Annotated in this window: 15 protein-coding genes; 7 read left to right on the top strand and 8 right to left on the bottom strand. The window is 62.9% G+C overall.

The annotated features are described in order from the left end of the window. Nucleotides 1-14: 14 nt before the first annotated feature. From argH to BN2154_RS05275, 4 genes are all read right to left on the bottom strand, one after another. Nucleotides 15-1,394: an argininosuccinate lyase gene (gene argH, locus BN2154_RS05290; RefSeq protein ID WP_050617833.1), complete on the bottom strand. Its 1,380-nt coding sequence runs from the start codon at nt 1,392-1,394 to the stop codon at nt 15-17. A gap of 291 nt (nt 1,395-1,685) precedes the next feature. Next, nucleotides 1,686-2,912, bottom strand: coding sequence for an argininosuccinate synthase (locus tag BN2154_RS05285; RefSeq protein ID WP_050617832.1), 1,227 nt, complete (start codon nt 2,910-2,912; stop codon nt 1,686-1,688). A gap of 167 nt (nt 2,913-3,079) precedes the next feature. Next, nucleotides 3,080-3,787 (bottom strand): DUF6320 domain-containing protein, encoded by a 708-nt coding sequence (locus BN2154_RS05280; protein WP_050617831.1) that lies wholly within the window; start codon nt 3,785-3,787, stop codon nt 3,080-3,082. A 6-nt stretch (nt 3,788-3,793) separates the two neighbouring features. Then, complete coding sequence (locus BN2154_RS05275) at nt 3,794-5,026, bottom strand: hypothetical protein (protein WP_242853699.1); 1,233 nt, start codon at nt 5,024-5,026, stop codon at nt 3,794-3,796. A 191-nt stretch (nt 5,027-5,217) separates the two neighbouring features. Between BN2154_RS05275 and BN2154_RS05270 the strand changes: the two genes are divergently transcribed. Together BN2154_RS05270 and BN2154_RS05265 are read left to right on the top strand one after the other, a co-directional pair. After that, entirely contained in the window at nt 5,218-6,183 is a 966-nt protein-coding gene (locus tag BN2154_RS05270; protein ID WP_050617829.1) for an alpha/beta hydrolase, read from the top strand. A gap of 40 nt (nt 6,184-6,223) precedes the next feature. Further along, nucleotides 6,224-7,339: an S-layer homology domain-containing protein gene (locus BN2154_RS05265; protein WP_050617828.1), complete on the top strand. Its 1,116-nt coding sequence runs from the start codon at nt 6,224-6,226 to the stop codon at nt 7,337-7,339. Between the two features lie 104 nt (nt 7,340-7,443). Here the strand turns inward: BN2154_RS05265 and brnQ are convergent, their stop codons facing one another. Then, entirely contained in the window at nt 7,444-8,760 is a 1,317-nt protein-coding gene (gene brnQ / locus BN2154_RS05260; RefSeq protein WP_050617827.1) for a branched-chain amino acid transport system II carrier protein, read from the bottom strand. Between the two features lie 164 nt (nt 8,761-8,924). Beyond that, nucleotides 8,925-9,095, bottom strand: a complete 171-nt coding sequence (locus tag BN2154_RS05255; protein ID WP_050617826.1) for a DUF362 domain-containing protein — start codon at nt 9,093-9,095, stop codon at nt 8,925-8,927. A gap of 246 nt (nt 9,096-9,341) precedes the next feature. Between BN2154_RS05255 and BN2154_RS05250 the strand changes: the two genes are divergently transcribed. The 3 genes from BN2154_RS05250 to BN2154_RS05240 are packed head-to-tail and all read left to right on the top strand — an operon-like array spanning nt 9,342 to nt 12,558. Beyond that, a complete protein-coding gene (locus BN2154_RS05250; protein ID WP_050617825.1) occupies nt 9,342-9,521 on the top strand; it encodes a hypothetical protein in 180 nt (59 codons plus the stop codon). Between the two features lie 5 nt (nt 9,522-9,526). Beyond that, nucleotides 9,527-12,049, top strand: a complete 2,523-nt coding sequence (locus BN2154_RS05245) for an ATP-dependent Clp protease ATP-binding subunit (protein WP_050619551.1) — start codon at nt 9,527-9,529, stop codon at nt 12,047-12,049. Then, nucleotides 12,046-12,558, top strand: coding sequence for a DUF4358 domain-containing protein (locus BN2154_RS05240; protein ID WP_050617824.1), 513 nt, complete (start codon nt 12,046-12,048; stop codon nt 12,556-12,558). Before BN2154_RS05245 ends, BN2154_RS05240 begins: the two co-directional genes overlap by 4 nt. Before the next feature lie 118 nt (nt 12,559-12,676). On the opposite strand, the gene BN2154_RS05235 is transcribed toward BN2154_RS05240, so the two are convergent. Both BN2154_RS05235 and BN2154_RS05230 read right to left on the bottom strand, forming a co-directional pair. Continuing rightward, complete coding sequence (locus BN2154_RS05235) at nt 12,677-13,105, bottom strand: hypothetical protein (protein WP_195892313.1); 429 nt, start codon at nt 13,103-13,105, stop codon at nt 12,677-12,679. A gap of 249 nt (nt 13,106-13,354) precedes the next feature. Continuing rightward, nucleotides 13,355-13,684: a hypothetical protein gene (locus BN2154_RS05230; protein WP_050617822.1), complete on the bottom strand. Its 330-nt coding sequence runs from the start codon at nt 13,682-13,684 to the stop codon at nt 13,355-13,357. 625 nt (nt 13,685-14,309) lie between these two features. Here BN2154_RS05230 and BN2154_RS15725 point away from each other — a divergent pair. Both BN2154_RS15725 and BN2154_RS05225 read left to right on the top strand, forming a co-directional pair. After that, a complete protein-coding gene (locus BN2154_RS15725) occupies nt 14,310-14,471 on the top strand; it encodes a hypothetical protein (protein WP_154666645.1) in 162 nt (53 codons plus the stop codon). A 201-nt stretch (nt 14,472-14,672) separates the two neighbouring features. Next, nucleotides 14,673-17,636 carry an acyl-CoA dehydratase activase gene (locus BN2154_RS05225; RefSeq protein ID WP_050617821.1) on the top strand — a complete coding sequence of 988 codons (2,964 nt, stop codon included), beginning with the start codon at nt 14,673-14,675 and terminating at the stop codon, nt 17,634-17,636. Nucleotides 17,637-17,655: the final 19 nt, after the last annotated feature.

Genomic DNA, 17,655 nt, shown 5'->3' with positions numbered 1-17,655 from the left:
GCTGGGCGGCGGGCTCAAGCCCGCGCGTCCACGAACTTCTGAATGTTCTCGATCTGCATTTTAACCGACTCAGGGGACGGGCCGCCGTAGACCTTCCGGCCGCCCACGCAGGTTTTCAGCTCCAGGGCCTGGTACACGTCGGGGCCGAAGGCGCCGGAGACCGACTGGAAATCCTTCAGCGGCAGGGTATCCAGGGTATCCCCTGATTTGATGCACATGTTGACCAGCCGGCCCACGATCATATAGGCGTCCCGGAAGGGCATGCCCTTGCGCACCAGGTAATCGGCGCAGTCGGTAGCGTTGATGAAGCCGCCCGACGCCGCCCGGGCCATGTTCTTGGGCCGGACGGTGAGGGTATCCAGCATGGCGGCGAACACCGGCAGGCACATCTCCACCGTGTCGATGGCGTCAAAGACGCACTCCTTGTCCTCCTGCATGTCCTTGTTGTAGGCCAGAGGCAGACCCTTCATCACGGTGAGCAGGGTTATCAGAGAGCCGTAGACCCGCCCGGTCTTGCCCCGGACCAGCTCGGCTACGTCGGGGTTTTTCTTCTGCGGCATGATGGAGGAGCCGGTGGAGTAGGCGTCGTCCAGCTCCACGAACTTGAACTCCCAGGAGCACCAGAGGATCAGCTCCTCGGAGAACCGGGACAGGTGCATCATCAGCAGGGAGCAGGCGGAGAGGAACTCGATGGCGTAGTCCCGGTCGGAGACCGCATCCATGGAGTTGTCCACGGGTTTCCGGAAGCCCAGGGCGCCGGCGGTCTGGAACCGGTCCACCGGATAGGTGGAGGTGGCCAGCGCGCCTGCCCCCAGGGGGCACTCGTCCATCCGCTCCAGGCAGTCCTCAAATCGGGTCACGTCCCGCTTGAGCATATTGGCGTAGGCCATCATGTAGTGGGCAAAGGTGGTGGGTTGGGCCCGCTGGAGGTGGGTATAGCCGGGCATCACGGTCTCCAGATTGGCCTCTGCCTTCTTGAGCAGCACCTTCTCCAGGTCCAGGATCATGCCGATGATGACGGGGATCTGCTTTTTCACATAGAGGCGGAAGTCTACGGCCACCTGGTCGTTCCGGCTGCGGGCGGTGTGCAGGCGCTTGCCCGTGTCGCCGATACGGTTGGTGAGCATGACTTCAATGTTCATGTGGATGTCCTCGTTATCGTCAGAGAACTCCACGCCGCCGGCGTCGATGTCGGCCAGGATGGCCTTCAGACCGTCGATGATCTTTTCCGCCTCATGCTCCTCGATGATGCCCTGCTTGCCCAGCATGGCGGCGTGGGCGATGGAGCCGGCGATGTCCTCCCGGTACATCCTCGCGTCAAAAGAGACGGAGGAATTGAAGTCGTTGACTAAGCTATCGGTCTCTTTCTGGAACCGGCCTGCCCAAAGTTTCATATTGATTGCTCCTTATGCGAATATATAGGTATGGCGGGGGCAAGCCCCCGCCCTACCGGTGTGTCATGTCTTTTTACTTCAGCTTCCCCTGCTCCCGCAGCGCCTGAACGGTGTCCGGCAGACCCCACAGATTGATGAACCCCGTGGCGTCGTTCCCCAGCGGAAAAGCCGCTGGGGGCCCTTTTTATTTCACCTGCGCGGGCGAAATGAATTCGCCCTTGCGCCAAGGTTTTCGCACCGCGAAAACGCTTGTGCGGCGCACCCGCGCCGTCTTCGGGCAGGACGGCGCCTCTATCTCAGCTTCCCCTGTTCCCGCAGCGCCTGGACGGTGTCCGGCAGACCCCACAGATTGATGAACCCCGTGGCGTCGTCCTGGTTGTAATCGCTCTCCTCGAAGGTCACCAGATTCTCGGAATACAGGGTGTCGGGCGAGGTGACGCCGGCGGTGATGATGTTGCCCTTGTAAAGCTTGAGCTTCACCGTACCGGTGACATGCTCCTGCGTCTTGAGCGCAAAGGCGGACAGGGCCTCCCGCAGAGGGGTGAACCATTTGCCGTTGTAGACCAGATCAGCAAAGTCCACCGCCAGCTTCTGCTTCATGTGCTTGGTGTCCTTGTCGATGGTGATCATCTCCAGCACCTCGTGGGCCCGGTAGAGAATGGTGCCGCCGGGGGTCTCGTACACGCCGCGGTCCTTCATGCCCACCAGCCGGTTCTCCACGATGTCCAGCAGGCCGATGCCGTTGGCCCCGCCCAGTTCGTTGAGCTTGCGGATGATGTCGCTGGCCTTCTTCTTCTCGCCGTCGATGGCCACCGGCCAGCCCTTCTCAAAGTCCAGGGTGACATAGGTAGCGGCATCGGGGGCCATGGCCGGGGAAACGCCCATCTCCAGGAAGCCGGGCTTGTCATACTGGGGCTCGCTGGCCGGGTCCTCCAGGTCCAGGCCCTCATGGCTCAGGTGCCACAGGTTCTTGTCCTTGGAGTAGTTGGTCTCACGGCTGATCTTCAAGGGCACGTTGTGGGCCTCAGCGTAGTCGATCTCCTCGTCCCGGCCCTTGATGTCCCACTCCCGCCAGGGGGCGATGATCTTCATCTCGGGAGCAAAACGCTTGATGGCCAGCTCGAACCGGACCTGGTCGTTGCCCTTGCCGGTACAGCCGTGGCAGATGGCGTCGGCCCCCTCGGCCTTGGCGATCTCCACCAGGCGCTTGGCGATGATGGGCCGGGCAAAGGCGGTGCCCAGCAGATAGTCCTCATACTTGGCGCCCATCATCATGGAGGGGATGATGACGTCGTCCACCATCTCATCCGTCAGGTCTTCCACATACAGCTTGGAGGCGCCGGTCTTGATGGCCTTTTCCTCCAGACCATCCAGCTCGGTGCCCTGGCCCACGTCGCCGGAGACGGCGATGATCTCGGGATCGTTGTAGTTCTCCTTCAGCCAGGGGATGATGATGGAAGTATCCAAACCGCCGGAATAAGCGAGTACGACTTTTTTGATCTCTTTCTGGTCCGCCATGGTGAAAAACCTCCGTGTCGTTCGATGTTGGAGTTATGATACCACGGCCCTGTATAAAATGCAAGGGCAATTTTGCATAACTATGCGTACTACGCCCCCTTCTTTCCCGTATATTTTTCCTCTAATTGGCATGAATATTCACAAATCTATGAATATTCATGCTGGTGTCACATATGGAACCGCCGCCGGGCCTCCTCCCGGAGGGCAGGGCGGTGGCGCACCACCAGCAGGGGGATGACCAGTGCCGCGCACACTGCCAGCACCACCAGCGACCAGCCCGGAGTCCAGCGCCCGAACAGCCAGCGGTCGATGAAGACCTCCACGCCCACCAGGAACAGCCCGACGGAGCCGATGATAAGGGTGACGCTGGACAGGATGGAACGGCGTCCCTTGCCCAGCAGCAGGCCCAGGGCGGCCATGATGGCTCCGCCCGTGAGGATAATGGGCAGGGCCAGGCCCATATACCAGTCATGGCCCCGCAGGTCGATGGAGATGAGGTAAACATAGACCCCCACCGCCGCCACATCCAGCAGCAGCCGCAGCCACAAGGGCATGGTCCGGTGGAGCAGCGGCGGCACCAACCAGATCCACAGCATCACCGCCGCCCCGATGACGTAGAGGGACCAGGGCCGGTCGGAGCGCAGAAAAAACAGGTTCAGCAGCCCACAGCACACGGCCACCGACGCCAGCATGGCGGACAGCAGCAGGGCCACCTCCCATTTGTTCACCGGCTGGACCTCGGCCCGCCGGGTGGGAAAGGGGGGCGGAGCCTCCTCATCTACCGGCCGGCCTGGATTCACTACCGGGGTGTGGCACAGGGGACAGATTCCGGCGCTGGGGTCCAGCTCCACGCCGCAGTTGACACAGTAGGACATCTTGTTTCACTCCTCCCGGTTGGAAAGTATCCGGACATGGAGTCCCTCCCGCACCAGATGGCGGAAGAAATCCCGCTCCACGTCCGTCTCCTTCACCGTACCGGCGAAGGTGATCTCCATGGTGTTGCCGTAGCTGATGGAGGCGCAGTTGGTTCGTGGGGTATAGGACTGACCCAGAACCACCTCCATGCGCCGGATGTGGGGCTCCATCTCGGCTGGGACCTGGAAGGCTCCGGGGTTGGTGTAGGTCGTAGAGTACGGCCGGCTGCCCACCAGCTTGTAGCTGAGGGCCATGGCCAGGTCCTTGATGGGGATGGGGACGATCTGGAGCAGCTTGTTCCGCCGCAGGCCCACATTTCGGGTGAGCTGCGCCTGCATCTCCTGGCGGTTGATGTGCAGGCGCATGTAGTAGTGGACCTGGCGGACGATCTCCGGAAAGGTGTAGTCCCCCAGCTCCGGGTCGATGGAGGGCCGCACCGTCAGAATGAAGTTGCGCAGGGTCTCGGACGGGAAGTGGGGCCGCAGATTGATGGGCACGGCCAGGGCCACCGGCAGCTCCCGCCGCCGCCCCTCCCGGCGCTGCTTGGCCAGCAGGGACTGGATGAGCACCGCCGCCAGGTATTCCGTCACCGAGGCGTCGTAGCTCCTGGCCACCGCGCGCAGCTTGTCCAGCGGCACCAGTCCCATGGTGACGTTGAGCGTGTAGAAGGGCTCCGGCGTGCCGTTGCCCTGATAGGCCTTCCGGTCCCCCATGCCCAGCTTCACCCGGGCGGTGGCGTAGCGGAGGTAGGCGTCCTCCCGCTCCTCCCGCCGGGGCGGCTCGTCCACATCCAAGATGCCCTGCACGTCGGGGACGGCGTGGCCCAGTTCCCGCAGGTAGACCGCCAGCAGGGTCCTGAAAAAGGTCAGCGACCCCGCCCCGTCGGACACGGCGTGGAATACCTCCAGGGAAATCCGGTAATGGTAATAGAAAAAGCGGACCAGCCAGCCGTCGTCCTCCCGATAGCGCACTGGTTGGCAGGGGTTCTGCATATCCTCCTTGACAAAGGGGCCCGGGGCGTCGTTGGGCTCAAAGTAGTACCAAAACGCGCCCCGGTGGATGCGGACGCGGAAGCTGGGGAACCGGGGCATGGTCCGGTCGATGGCCCGCTGGAGGGCGGCCGGGTCCACCAGCTCGGTCATCACGGCGGAAAAGCGGTAGATGGCCGAGTAGTCCTCCCGCTGGATGGCCGAGTACATCAGGGCGGCGTTGTCCAGCGGATACCAGTCCTTTTTCTGCTTTTTCTCCCGGGCCAGGGCCGTCCCCTCCTTTCCTTTTCATGGAATAAATCATACCACGTCCGCGTCTTATGCACAAGAAGGCTTTTCATCCGCCCCGGCTTGTGTTAGAATATGGAATGAACACCTGCCGCCCCCTGTCTGGAGGAATTATGGACAAGGAAAAGACCAAGCTGAGAAAACTAACGCTCCGCAGCCCCGCGGAGCGCCAGGCCGCTGAGCAGAGGCGCACCAGCGCCATGATGGGCGCACTCAGGGCCATCCACTCCGCCGCCTCCCCCGACTCCATGGCCCCGGACGACCTGGAGCGCCAGCGCAAGGGTCAGGAGCTGCTGGGACGGCTGGTGGCGCCCATGCTGGGCATGAGCTGGGAGCCCTTCGATCTGGGCGGGATGCCCGCCGCCTGGACCCGGCCCGAGCGGGGCCACGACAAGCGCCATATCATTTTATACTGCCACGGCGGCGGCTATACCAGCGGCAACCTGGGCTATTCCCGCATTCTGGCCGCCAAGCTGGCCAATGCCACCGGCTACGAGGTGCTCTCCTTCGAGTACCGCCTGGCCCCCGAGTACCACTTTCCCGCCCCCCTGGAGGACGCCATGCGGGCCTGGGACTATCTGATGCACCTGGGCTACGGGGCCCGGGAGGTGACGGTGGCCGGGGACTCCGCCGGCGGCAACCTGGCCCTGGTGCTGGCCATGCAGCTCCGGGACGCCGGGCGGCTGCTGCCCCGGCGGCTGGTTCTCTTCTCCCCCTGGACCGACATGACCGCCAGCGGCAGGTCCTACGAGACCCGCCGGGACGCCGACCCCATGCTCACCATGGACTATATCCGGGCCGTCCGCTCCGCCTACGCGCCCTGCCAGGAGCTCTCCTCCCCCCTGCTTTCTCCCCTGTTCGGGGACTTTGACCGCTTCCCCCCCACCCTCATCCAGGTGGGTGAGAACGAGATCCTGTTCTCCGATTCCCTGCGCCTGCGGGACCGGCTGGTCCAGTCCGGCGTCCCCTGCCGGATGGAGCTGTGGCCCGACATGTGGCATGTGTTCCAGATGTTCCCCATGAAAAAGGCCGCCGAGGCCATGGAGAGCGTGGGACGCTTTCTGTTGGAAATCGTCTGACCGATGGGCGGGGCCACCCCGCCGGAAAGGAGTAACGCACATGAAAAAGACACTGGCCGCCCTGTTGACCGCCGCCCTGCTCACCTGCCTCTGCACCGCCTTCGCCGCCGACCCCTCCGCCTCCGACTGGGCCCAGGACAGCCTGGACCAGGCCATCGCCCTGGGCTTCGTCCCCGAGGACCTGCAAAGCGCCTATCAGCAGGACATCACCCGGGGTGAATTCGCCGCCATCGCCATGCAGTTCTTGGCCGCCCAGTACGGCTATGACGTGGAAAATTTCTATTTTGCGCTGACCTGGCGGGCCGCTCAGGACCCGGACGCTCCCCAGTTGGAATCCCCCTTTGTGGACGGCGTGAGCAGGCATGTGGACTGGGCCTACTCCCTGGGCGTGGTCAATGGCCGCAGGATGACCGAGAATGAGGCCGGCTTAAAGCGGGGGACCTTCGACCCAGAGGCCCCCATCACCCGGCAGGAGGCGGCGGCCATGCTGTGCCGGGCCTACGCCGTCTATGGCGGTTCTCTGGAGGACGCCGCCGGTCCGAGCTTTGCCGACACCTTCACCGACGCGGGGCAGGTGGCCGATTGGGCCCTGGACAGCGCCGAGGCCATGTGGGCGCTGGGGGTCATGGGGGGTACCGGCGATGGTCTGTTCTCCCCGCTGGGCCTCTACACCCGGGAGCAGTGCATCGTCACCTTCCTGCGCCTGTGGCAGAGCGGGCCGGTGAGCCGGGCCAAGGACAACGTTGCCAAGCTGGAGGGGCCCAGCCAAGAGGAGACCATCGCCTATCTGAAAGATGGGCCGTCCGGCTTTCCCTTCAACGTCGAAAAGCGCTGGGATACCAAGCTGTGCGTCGTGCTTTACGGCGAATACGGCGGCATGCCCGCCAAGGCGGGCCCCGATCTGATCCTGGTCTATCCCGACGGCAGGATTCTGCGGGTGGATGACGGAATTCCGGCGGTCAATCCCCGGGGCACCGCTCCCAACCTGGAAAATCTGACCCTCAGCCCAGACGAGACCACTCTGACCTACTCGGTCACCTACACCGACCGGTCCGAGATGGATGGATTTATCTATCACGAGCCGGGCGTCTACCGCGTCTCGCTGGACCTGGCCACCGGCAAGGCCACCCTCACCGTCACGCCTCTCAACCCGTAACCGGAACCATGCGAACGCGCCCCCGGATCTGTGATCCGGGGGCGCGTCTTGTTTACGCTTCCTCCGCCGCGCTCTCCACCAGAAGGCGGGCCGGGCCGCCGCAGTCAAGGGGCGGGGCGCAGCCGCGACAGCGCCGCCCCCAAAAGCGTGCCGGCCAGGGCGGGCAGTAGCCAGCCCAGCCCCTGGGCCGCCAGGGGCAGCAGTCCCAGCGCATCCCCCAGGCCGGCGGGCAGCAGCTTCAGGTCCCGCAGCGTATACAGGATGCTGGCCGCACCGGTGAGCAGCACGGCCGCGGGGTAGACCAGCCGGAGCCCGCACAGCCGGCGCTGGAAGAAGGACAGGGCGATGAGCACGATGGCCACGGGGTAGAGGATGCTCAGCACCGGCACCGAGACGCGGAGGATCTGGTCCAGCCCGGCGTTGGCAATGAGCAGGCTCACCGCCGCGAAGAGCGCCGCCCAGGCGCGGTAGGGCAGCCGGGGCCACAGACCGGAGAAATACTCCGCGCAGGAGCTGATGAGCCCCACGCACACGTTGAAGCAGGCGATGAGGAAGATCGCCGCCAGCAGAAGGCTGCCCGGCACGCCGAACAGGGCGGAGACCAGATTGGTCAGTACCACCGCCCCGTTGGTGGATGCCCCCGGAAAAGCCCCGCCGGACAGGGCCCCCACATGGGCCAGCATGGAGTAGACCGCCAGCAGCATAGCTCCGGCCACCCAGCCGGCCCGGATGGTGCCCCGGACCACGTCCCGCTCATCCTGGACGCCCCTGGCCCGCAGATTCAGGGCAATGACGATGCCGAACACCAGCGCGGCGATGGTGTCCATGGTCTGATAGCCGGCTAGGAACCCGGCAATCACGGGGTGGGTCTCATAGCTGGCGGTCTGGGGCGGGCCGTACCCCTCCAGCGGGTTGAGCAGACACCCCACAAAGGTGACGACGATCAGGGCGATCAGAATGGGGCAGAGCACCTTGCCCAGCCGGTCCGTCAGCTTTTCCGGCCGGAGCGCCACCAGCAGCGCCCCGGTGAAAAACGCCAGGGAAAAGAGGAGTCGAAGCAGCTCCAGCGGGGCATCCGGCCCCGCAAAGGGGGGCACCGCCATCTCAAAGGAGGTGCTGGCCGTGCGCGGAATGGCCAGGCAGGGCCCGATGGCCAGGTAGGCCGCCACGGTGAACACCCGGGCGAACATCGGGTGGACCCGGCCGCCCAGGGCGTCCAGCCCGCCCGAGCGGGCCACCGCCACCACCCCCAGCACCGGCAGGCCCACGGCGCTGATGGCCATGCCGGCCATGGCCGGCCAGGTGTGAATCCCCGCCTGGGCCCCCAGTCCGGGCGGAAAGATCAGGTTGCCTGCTCCGAAGAACATGGAGAACAGAGTGAAGCCCACCAGCAGAAGCTGTTTTCCATCCTGTTTTTTCATAGCGTCCCCCAAATATGCATATTCCGACGGGCACGGGCCCGTCTGCTTCCAGTATATCCGGTGCAGGAGGGTTTTGTAAAGTCCTTCCGTTCCCCGGAGCAAGAGAAAAACAGCGGCGCGCCAATGGCGCGCCGCTGTTTCATGTGCGTATGTAGCTCTGCGTCTCAGCCCTGGGAGATGGCTCCGGTGGGGCAGGCATCGGCGCAGGAACCGCAGTCGATGCAGGTATTGGCGTCGATCACATACTGGGAATCGCCCTGAGAGATAGCGCCCATGGGGCAAGTATCCGAGCAGGCGCCGCAGCTGACGCAAGCATCGCTGATGACATAGGCCATTGGAAACACCTCCAAATATCAATGTGACTTCATTCTACCACAGTTTTTTGAAATTGCAATCTTTATTTTCTTCAAAATTCCCGTCCTAAATCCTCTTTTGCCCGGGTATATTCTTCTTAGAGGGGCGTTAAACGGCCAGCCTGTTGTTTTATGGCAAAATTTTCTTGATCCGGAGCTTTTTAGACCGACCCGAACCGGGCACAATACCTTCTGTTCCCTCTCCGCCCTGTTTTAAGAGGTGTTTTTATGAGCGAATCCAAAAACCGCTTTTCCGCCGAGCTGTCCGGCTCCCTCACCCCCGAGCTGGAGGGGGCCTCCCACAGCGCGGCCCATGCCGCCCGGCTGCCCCGCATCCGGGCGCTTCCGGGGCCGGCTTCGGCCAACACACCGCGCGCCTCCCAGTCCGGGCGCGCCTCCAAGGAGTGAGTTCCATCAGCGAAAACAGATTCACCCAGCGGGCCCAGGCCGCCCTGCGTCTGGCACAGGAGGCCTCCGCCCAGTTGGGTCACGGCTACGTGGGCTCCGAGCACCTGCTGCTGGGCCTGTCCCGGGAGGGGCAGGGCGTGGCCGCCAAGGTGCTGCGCAACGCCGGTCTGGAGCCCGAGACCATCCGCAGCTCCATTGCCCGGCTGGTGGGAGTGGGAGCCCCGGTCCCCATGCCCTCCCAGGGGCTGACCCCCCGGTGCAAAAAGATCATTGAGCTGGCCATGTCGGAGGCCGCCGGACTGGGCCACCGCTACGTGGGCACCGAGCACCTGCTGCTGGGCCTGCTGCGGGAGGGGGACGGCGTGGCCGCCCGGATCCTGGCGGGCAGCGGCGTGGAGCTCAAACGGCTTTACGACGACCTGATGAGCGCTCTGGGCGGGGAGCCCACGCCCCCCTTCCGCAGCCCCGGCCGGCCCAAGCCGGAGCGGGACTACGCCGAGCGGGGGGACACCAAGCTGCTGGACCAGTTCTCCCGGGATCTGACCCGCATGGCGGCCAATGGCGCCCTGGACCCGGTCATCGGCCGGGAGGAAGAAATCCGCCGGGTCATCCAGATCCTGGCCCGGAGGCAGAAGAACAACCCCGCCCTCATCGGGGAACCCGGCGTGGGCAAGACCGCCATTGCCGAGGGCCTGGCCCGGCGCATCATCTCCGGCGAGGTGCCCGAGGACCTGCGGGGCAAGCGGGTCATGGCCCTGGACCTGTCCAGCATGGTGGCGGGCACCAAGTACCGGGGCGAGTTTGAGGAGCGGGTGAAAAACGTGCTGGCCGAGGTCCGCCGGGCTGGGGACGTAATCCTCTTTCTCGATGAGCTGCACACCATCGTGGGGGCGGGCAGCGCTGAGGGTGCCATCGACGCGGCCAACATCATCAAGCCCGCCTTGGGCCGGGGGGAGATCCAGGTGGTGGGGGCCACCACGCTGGACGAATACCGCCGGTATATCGAAAAAGACGCCGCGCTGGAGCGGCGCTTTCAGCCCGTCACCGTCCATGAGCCCGATCCGGACACCGCCCTGGCCATTCTCCGGGGCCTGCGGGACCGCTACGAGGCCCACCACAAGCTGACCATCACCGACGAGGCGCTGGAGCACGCCGTCTCCCTGTCCTGCCGCTACCTCACCGACCGTTTTCTCCCCGACAAGGCGGTGGACCTGATCGACGAGGCCGCCTCCCGGGTTCGGATGGAGAAGTTGTCCACGCCCCCCGACCTGCGGGAGCTGGAGGAGCGGGCTGACCGGGCCGCCCGGGAGAAGGAGGAGGCCATCCGGGGCCAGGACTTTGAGAAGGCCGCCATGCTCCGGGACGCCGAGCGGGACTTCCGACGGGAGCTGTCCCGGCAGCGCTCCCTGTGGCATTTGGACCATACCGTCAACCAGGTGACGGCCGAGGACGTGGCCGCCGTGGTGGCAGGCTGGACCGGCATCCCGGTCACCACGCTGACCCAGGCCGAGTCGGAGCGGCTTCTCCATCTGGAGGAGGAGCTCCACCGGCGGGTGGTGGGTCAGAACGAGGCGGTGCGGGCAGTGGCCCGCGCGGTCCGTCTGGGCCGGGTGGGGCTGAAGGACCCGGACCGGCCCACCGGCGCGTTTCTCTTTCTGGGCCCCACCGGCGTGGGCAAGACCGAGCTGTGCAAAGCCCTGGCCGCCGCCCTGTTCGGCACTGGGGAGGCCCTGCTCCGCTTCGACATGTCGGAGTATATGGAAAAGCACACCGTCTCCCGGCTTCTGGGCGCCCCGCCGGGCTATGTGGGCCACGACGAAGGGGGACAGCTCACTGAAAAGGTGCGGCGCAAGCCCTATTCTGTGGTCCTTTTCGATGAGATCGAGAAGGCCCATCCCGACGTGTGGGGCATCCTTCTCCAGATCATGGAGGACGGCGTCCTCACCGACGCCCAGGGCCACAAGGTGGATTTCCGCAACACGGTGGTGGTGATGACCTCCAACGTGGGGGCCACCCGCATCACCGCCAAGGGCAGCCGGCTGGGCTTCTCCGCCGCCGGCTCTGGGGAGACTCGGCCGGTGGAGGAACTGCGGGAGGCCATTCTGGGGGACCTGAAAAAGGTCTTCCGGCCGGAGTTCCTGAACCGGCTGGACGACGTCATTGTCTTCCGTCAGCTTACCCGCCCGGAGATCCGAGACATTGCCCGCCGGATGCTGGACACGGTCGGGCAGCGTCTGGAGAAGCTGGGGGTGGCCCTGCGCACCGGCGAGGAGGCCCTGGACCTGCTGGCCCGGGACGGCTTCGACCCGGCTTACGGAGCCCGGCCCCTCCGGCGCACCATCCGGGCCCAGGTGGAGGACCCCGCCGCCGAGCTGCTGCTCTCCGGGACGCTGAAGCAGGGGGCCGCCCTGCTGGCGGATGCCCGGGAGGGAAAGGTGGCCCTCACCGTCCTGCCTCCGGAGTCCGATCCCCCCGCCATCCCGCCCGCGCCGTCCACACCAATGAAAAAGGAGGAACCCCGCGCATGAGACGCACGCTTTCCCTGACCCTGTCCGCTCTGCTGCTGGCGCTGGCCCTCGCCGGCTGCGCCGACGGCAAGCCCGCCGAGAGCCCCAAGACCCCCGAGGAGATGACCGCCGCCTACAAGGCCGCCATCGAGGGAGCCCGGAGCGAGGAGGACAACGAGTACAACACCATCCTCACCTCGTCCGACGACGACATGGCCGAGCTGATTTTCGGCCTGCTGAACGTATCCGAGGAGGACATGACGGCCTATGCCATCTCGGTCTCTGCCATGAACGTCCGGGCCTACGGCGTAGCCGCCATCCTGCCCGCCGCCGGCAAGGAGGACCTGGTGCTGGAGGGGCTCAACAGCTTTGTGGAAAACCAGAAGCGCAGCTTTGAACAGTACCTGGCCGATCAGTACGAGATCGCCAAGGAGGCCAAGGTAGGCACCCTGGAGGACGGCACCGTGCTGCTGGTCATGTGCGAAAACCAGGACGCGGTCTACGACTCCATCAAGGACGCCCTGAGCTGACATCTTTTCCTCCGGCGCGGCAAAATATCCCCTCTGATCGTAAAAGGAGAGACGGCAGCCCGTCTCTCCTTTTCATTTTACGAACGCAAAACCGCGCGGTGCCCTGGACGCCCCATTTTTAGTCGGGAACCATGCGTACCGTCGTGGAGCCCTTCGTCATCATGGACGTTATGCTGCTTCCGTTTTCCTGCTTGGTCATGCCCATCCCCTCGTTCCGGCGAGATTCCAATATCAGCTCCACACACTCGGCCGAGGCCTCCTCATCGCCCAGTATCTCTGTGAATAGTAAGCTCAGATAGCGGCTCCCTTTTTCCACTGCCTCGGGAGACGGAAAATAAAATTTGATTTCCGTCGTGTACCCGCTCTCATCGGTTGTAAACGTGAGATAGGCGCCCAGAGTGCCGTCCTCGCCGGTAATTGCAATCTGTTCCTTGGATGCTACAAAATCCGGAATGACAGCGCTCTCATCCTCATTGGCGTCGTTCAAAAAGCTGACGATCTCGCTGGGAGTACCGTTATAATGGTGCGCTGAAATGGTAAAATCCATTTTTTCTTGTGCCGTGCGGCATGAAGTCAACCCGGCCGTCACGATTAGTAAAAGACATAACCACTTTGTATTTTTCATCTGTAGTCTCCTTTCATAATTCAGACCAATTGCCGCTTTCCAATTTTAGTTGCACAGAAATTCTTGACACGACCGGGAATAGGCTAAAAGCAGAGAGAAATACAGGGATATTTGCTCAAAAATAATTCCGCCACTGCCCTGTAGAGCGGTGGAGGAATGCTTTTTGAGACCTTAAAAAAGGAATGGGAGGCAAAGGGCGGATACAACTGTGACACCCAATGAAAATACGGTGCTCTCCTGCAACAGTGCGCTGTTTTCCTTGTATTTGAAAAATCTTGGGAGATAGCACGACAGCAGGACGCAGTTGAGAAAAAGAAGAGATGTCAAAATGGTTTGCCGAGGAGGAGCGATAGGAGTAGTACCCGCCAAAGCGACTGCGCCGATGACGTCCACAATGGAATCTCCTCCGGTTCGCTTGATATGATCTTTTTGAAGGGCGATCACCACATGGACGATGCTGATGACCAGAATGAGAGCGATGGAGAATGTGAAGACAGTCATGCGGATACCTCCTCCCAACACAACGAATCTTGATATCTGTATGCGGAATAATCGTCTTTGAGCCAGTATGTGCGCTCAAGCCAAATCGTTTTTTGTGTGGCACCATAGTTGTTTTGAATGGCCTCATACAGATGAGGCAGAATGGCTGCCAGAATCGTAGAGAGCGACCCCTGATAGGGAAAACTCTTGCCAATAAACGCACCCAAAATAGATTTTAACATACCTTGGATTGCTTGCTCACTCGCTCGGCAGTTGCATTATATTGACTTGTAAATGGGTCTCCCAAACCATTCCAGTTTAGGCTTCTAGTTGCTACTACAGTAGGAGAGTAAAAAATTAAATTTGATCAGGTTTCTACTGCATTGATATCATCTCCCTCCTATATTTTTGGTGTATTTAACATATTTTGATTATAATATAAAAATATGTTTTGTCAATTATCAATATAATATAAAAGTTTAAAGCTGCATTTTAAGGTGGAATAGATACCTATGCTTATGTTATCGAATGGTCCCTATTTTCAACGGGCTCAGTCTCCATTTTTAGAAAGTCTTAAGGTTTTTTACGGTCCTTTGACAGCAGAGGGGTATAGTAATGGATAAACGCAGGCGTTGGAAAGTGCATCTTGAATGGGGCGGCTGTCCAGGCGTTCCCGGAGGGCGACGGCCCGGACCGGCTGGAGCTGAACTCCGGCGTAGGGGACGTGTCCCTGTATTTCGGCGGCATGGCCCCCGCCCCCTCATCGGAATGGACGGAGGCGACGGAGCGACTGTCTCTCTCCAGTTAGGTGGGATTGCGTACACGCATTCACCTGTGTGTTGAACCGATGAAAGAGGCTTCGGTGACCTGCCTTATATATTCCTCTATTTCCCTAGGTTTTTCTGCTTTTTGTTTACACTTTTTTATTGTAAACGCTGTCGATTTGTTATATGATAGAGGCCACGAAAACATGTTTCGCCGGGGTTCTCCGGCGTCTTGAGGTGAACCTATGAGCCTTCGTATCGGCATCGACATCGGCTCCACTACCGTCAAGGTGGTGGTGCTGGACGAACAGAACAAGCTGCTGTTCCGCTCCTATGAGCGGCACTACTCCAAGGCCCGGGAGCGGGCCTGCGAGACTCTGCACAGCATCCAGGACAAGCTGGCGGGCAAGGACGTGCGCCTGGTCATCACCGGCTCGGCCGGCCTGGGCGTGGCCAAGGCTGCCGGCATCGACTTCGTGCAGGAGGTCTACGCCACCGCCGCCGCCGTCAACACCTACATACCGGGCACCGACGCCGTCATTGAGTTGGGCGGCGAGGATGCCAAGATCATCTTCTTCGGCGGCGCTCTGGAAGAGCGCATGAACGGCTCCTGCGCCGGCGGCACCGGGGCCTTCATCGACCAGATGGCCACGCTGATGAACGTGTCCATCGACGAGCTGGACCGGCTGTCCCTGAAGCACGAGAAGATCTACCCCATCGCCTCCCGCTGCGGCGTGTTCGCCAAAAGTGACATTCAGCCCATCCTCAACCAGGGCGGGCGGAAGGAGGACGTGGCGGCCTCCATCTTCCAGGCCGTGGTGGACCAGACCGTGGCCGGCCTCACCCAGGGCCGTGCGCTCAAGGGCAAGATCGTCTTTCTGGGCGGCCCGCTGCACTTCCTCTACGGCCTGCGGGAGCGGTTCGTGGAGACCCTGCATCTGGACGGGGAGCACGCCGTCTTCCCGGCCGATGGGGACTGCTTTGCCGGCATCGGCGCGGCCCTGTGCGCCTCGGATTACGCCGAGCACCCCTTCGACGAACTGCTGAGAAAGCTGGAGGAGAGCGTGGACGCCACCAATACGGTGGACACCATGCCCCCCCTGTTCACCGATCAGGCCGACTTTGACGCCTTCCTGGCCCGGCACGACGCCAACCACCCCCCCGAGGTGGATGTGAACACCTATTCCGGCGACGCCTATCTGGGCATCGACGCCGGGAGCACCACCACCAAGCTGACGCTCATCGCCCCCGACGGCGGTCTGCTATACACCTACTACCAGTCCAACCGGGGCGACCCCGTGGCGGTGGTGCTGGACCAGCTCAAGAAGATCTACGCCCTGTGCGGCAGCCGCATCGTCATCCGTGGCTCGGCCGTCACCGGCTACGGCGAGGACCTGATCAAAAACGCCTTCGGCTGTGACCTGGGTTTGGTGGAGACCATGGCCCACTACAACGCCGCCGCCCACTTTCAGCCCGACGTGGACTTCATCATCGACATCGGCGGCCAGGACATGAAGTGCTTCAAGATCCGCAACGGCGCGGTGGACTCCATCATGCTCAACGAGGCCTGCTCCTCCGGCTGCGGCTCCTTCATCGAGACCTTCGCCCGGGCTCTGGGCTACGAGATCGCGGAGTTCTCCCGGCTGGGCCTGTTCGCCAAGCATCCGGTGAACCTGGGCTCCCGGTGCACTGTGTTCATGAACTCCAGCGTCAAGCAGGCCCAGAAGGACGGAGCCAGCGTGGAGGACATCTCCGCCGGCCTGTCCATCTCCATCGTAAAGAACGCCGTCTACAAGGTCATTCGGGCCGCCAACGCCGACGACCTGGGCCGGCACATCGTGGTCCAGGGCGGCACCTTCCTCAACAACGCGGTATTGCGGGCCTTCGAGCAGGAGCTGGGCCGCAACGTGACCCGGCCCACCATCGCCGGGCTGATGGGAGCCTTCGGGGCCGCCCTGGCCGCCCGGGACCTGGGGCTGGAGCGCTCCGCCCTGCTGGACGCCAGGGCTCTGGAGGCCTTTACCCATGCGGCAAAGCCCGTCACGTGCAACCTGTGCACCAACCACTGCTCCCTCACCGTCAACCAGTTTGACGGCGGGCGACGCTTCATCTCGGGCAACCGCTGCTCCCGCCCCCTGGGCAAGGAGAAGGTGGAGAACCCCGACCTGATGACCTATAAATACCAGAAGCTCCGCGCCCTGAAGGGCAAGGGGGAGGGCGACGGCTCCCGAGGTCGCATCGGCATCCCCTTCGGCCTGAACATGTACGAAAATCTCCCCTTCTGGTTCGCCTTCTTCACCAGGCTCAACTTTGAGGTGGTCCTCTCTCCGGAGTCCTCCCGAAAGCTCTACCTCAAGGGCCAGCACACCATCCCCTCGGATACGGTGTGCTATCCGGCCAAGCTGCTCCACGGCCATGTGGAGGCTCTGGTGGAGGCCGGCGTGGACGCCATCTGGTACCCCTGCATGTCTTATAACAACGACGAGGGCATTGGGGACAACCACTTCAACTGTCCGGTGGTGGCCTACTATCCCGAGCTTCTGGCCGCCAACATGCCCGTTTTGAAGCAGACCCGCTTCCTGGACCCCTATGTGGGCCTGTGGCGGCGCAAGGACTTCAAAAAGCGGGCGGTCAAGATGATGGAGGCCGATTTCGGCATTCCCAAGCGGGAGACGGAGGGGGCCGTGGACGCCGCCTATGCCGCCTACGACGCCTATGTCCAGGACGTGCGGCAGACCGGCAAGGCGTACATCGACTACGCCCGGGCGCACGGCATGCCCATTATCGTGGTCTGCGGCCGGCCCTACCACATCGACCCGGAGATCAACCACGGCATCAACGACCTCATCACCTCCTTCGGCTTCGTACTGGTCACGGAGGATGCCCTGAGCTACCTGGAGGGCTATGCCCCCCGGAAGGTTCTCAACCAGTGGACCTTCCAGAGCCGGATGTACAACGCCGCTCGGTACGTCTGCACCCAGAGCGATATGCAGGTGGTGCAGCTAGTCTCCTTCGGCTGCGGCACCGACGCCATCACCACCGACGAGCTGCGCTCCATCCTGGAGAGCGGCGGCAAGCTGTACACCCAGCTCAAAATTGACGACATCAACAACCTGGGCGCGGTGAAGATCCGCATCCGGTCCCTGATGGCCGCCATGGACGCCCGCAGGGCCAGGGACGGCGCTCCGGGCCGGGAGGCCGCCGGCTGAGGCCCCGCCCGGTCTTTGG

The organism is Intestinimonas massiliensis (ex Afouda et al. 2020), assembly GCF_001244995.1.
Classification (GTDB): Bacteria; Bacillota; Clostridia; order Oscillospirales; family Oscillospiraceae; genus Intestinimonas; species Intestinimonas massiliensis.
Note: the sequence above shows the minus strand (reverse complement) of the source record. Positions and strands in the feature narration are given on the sequence as shown.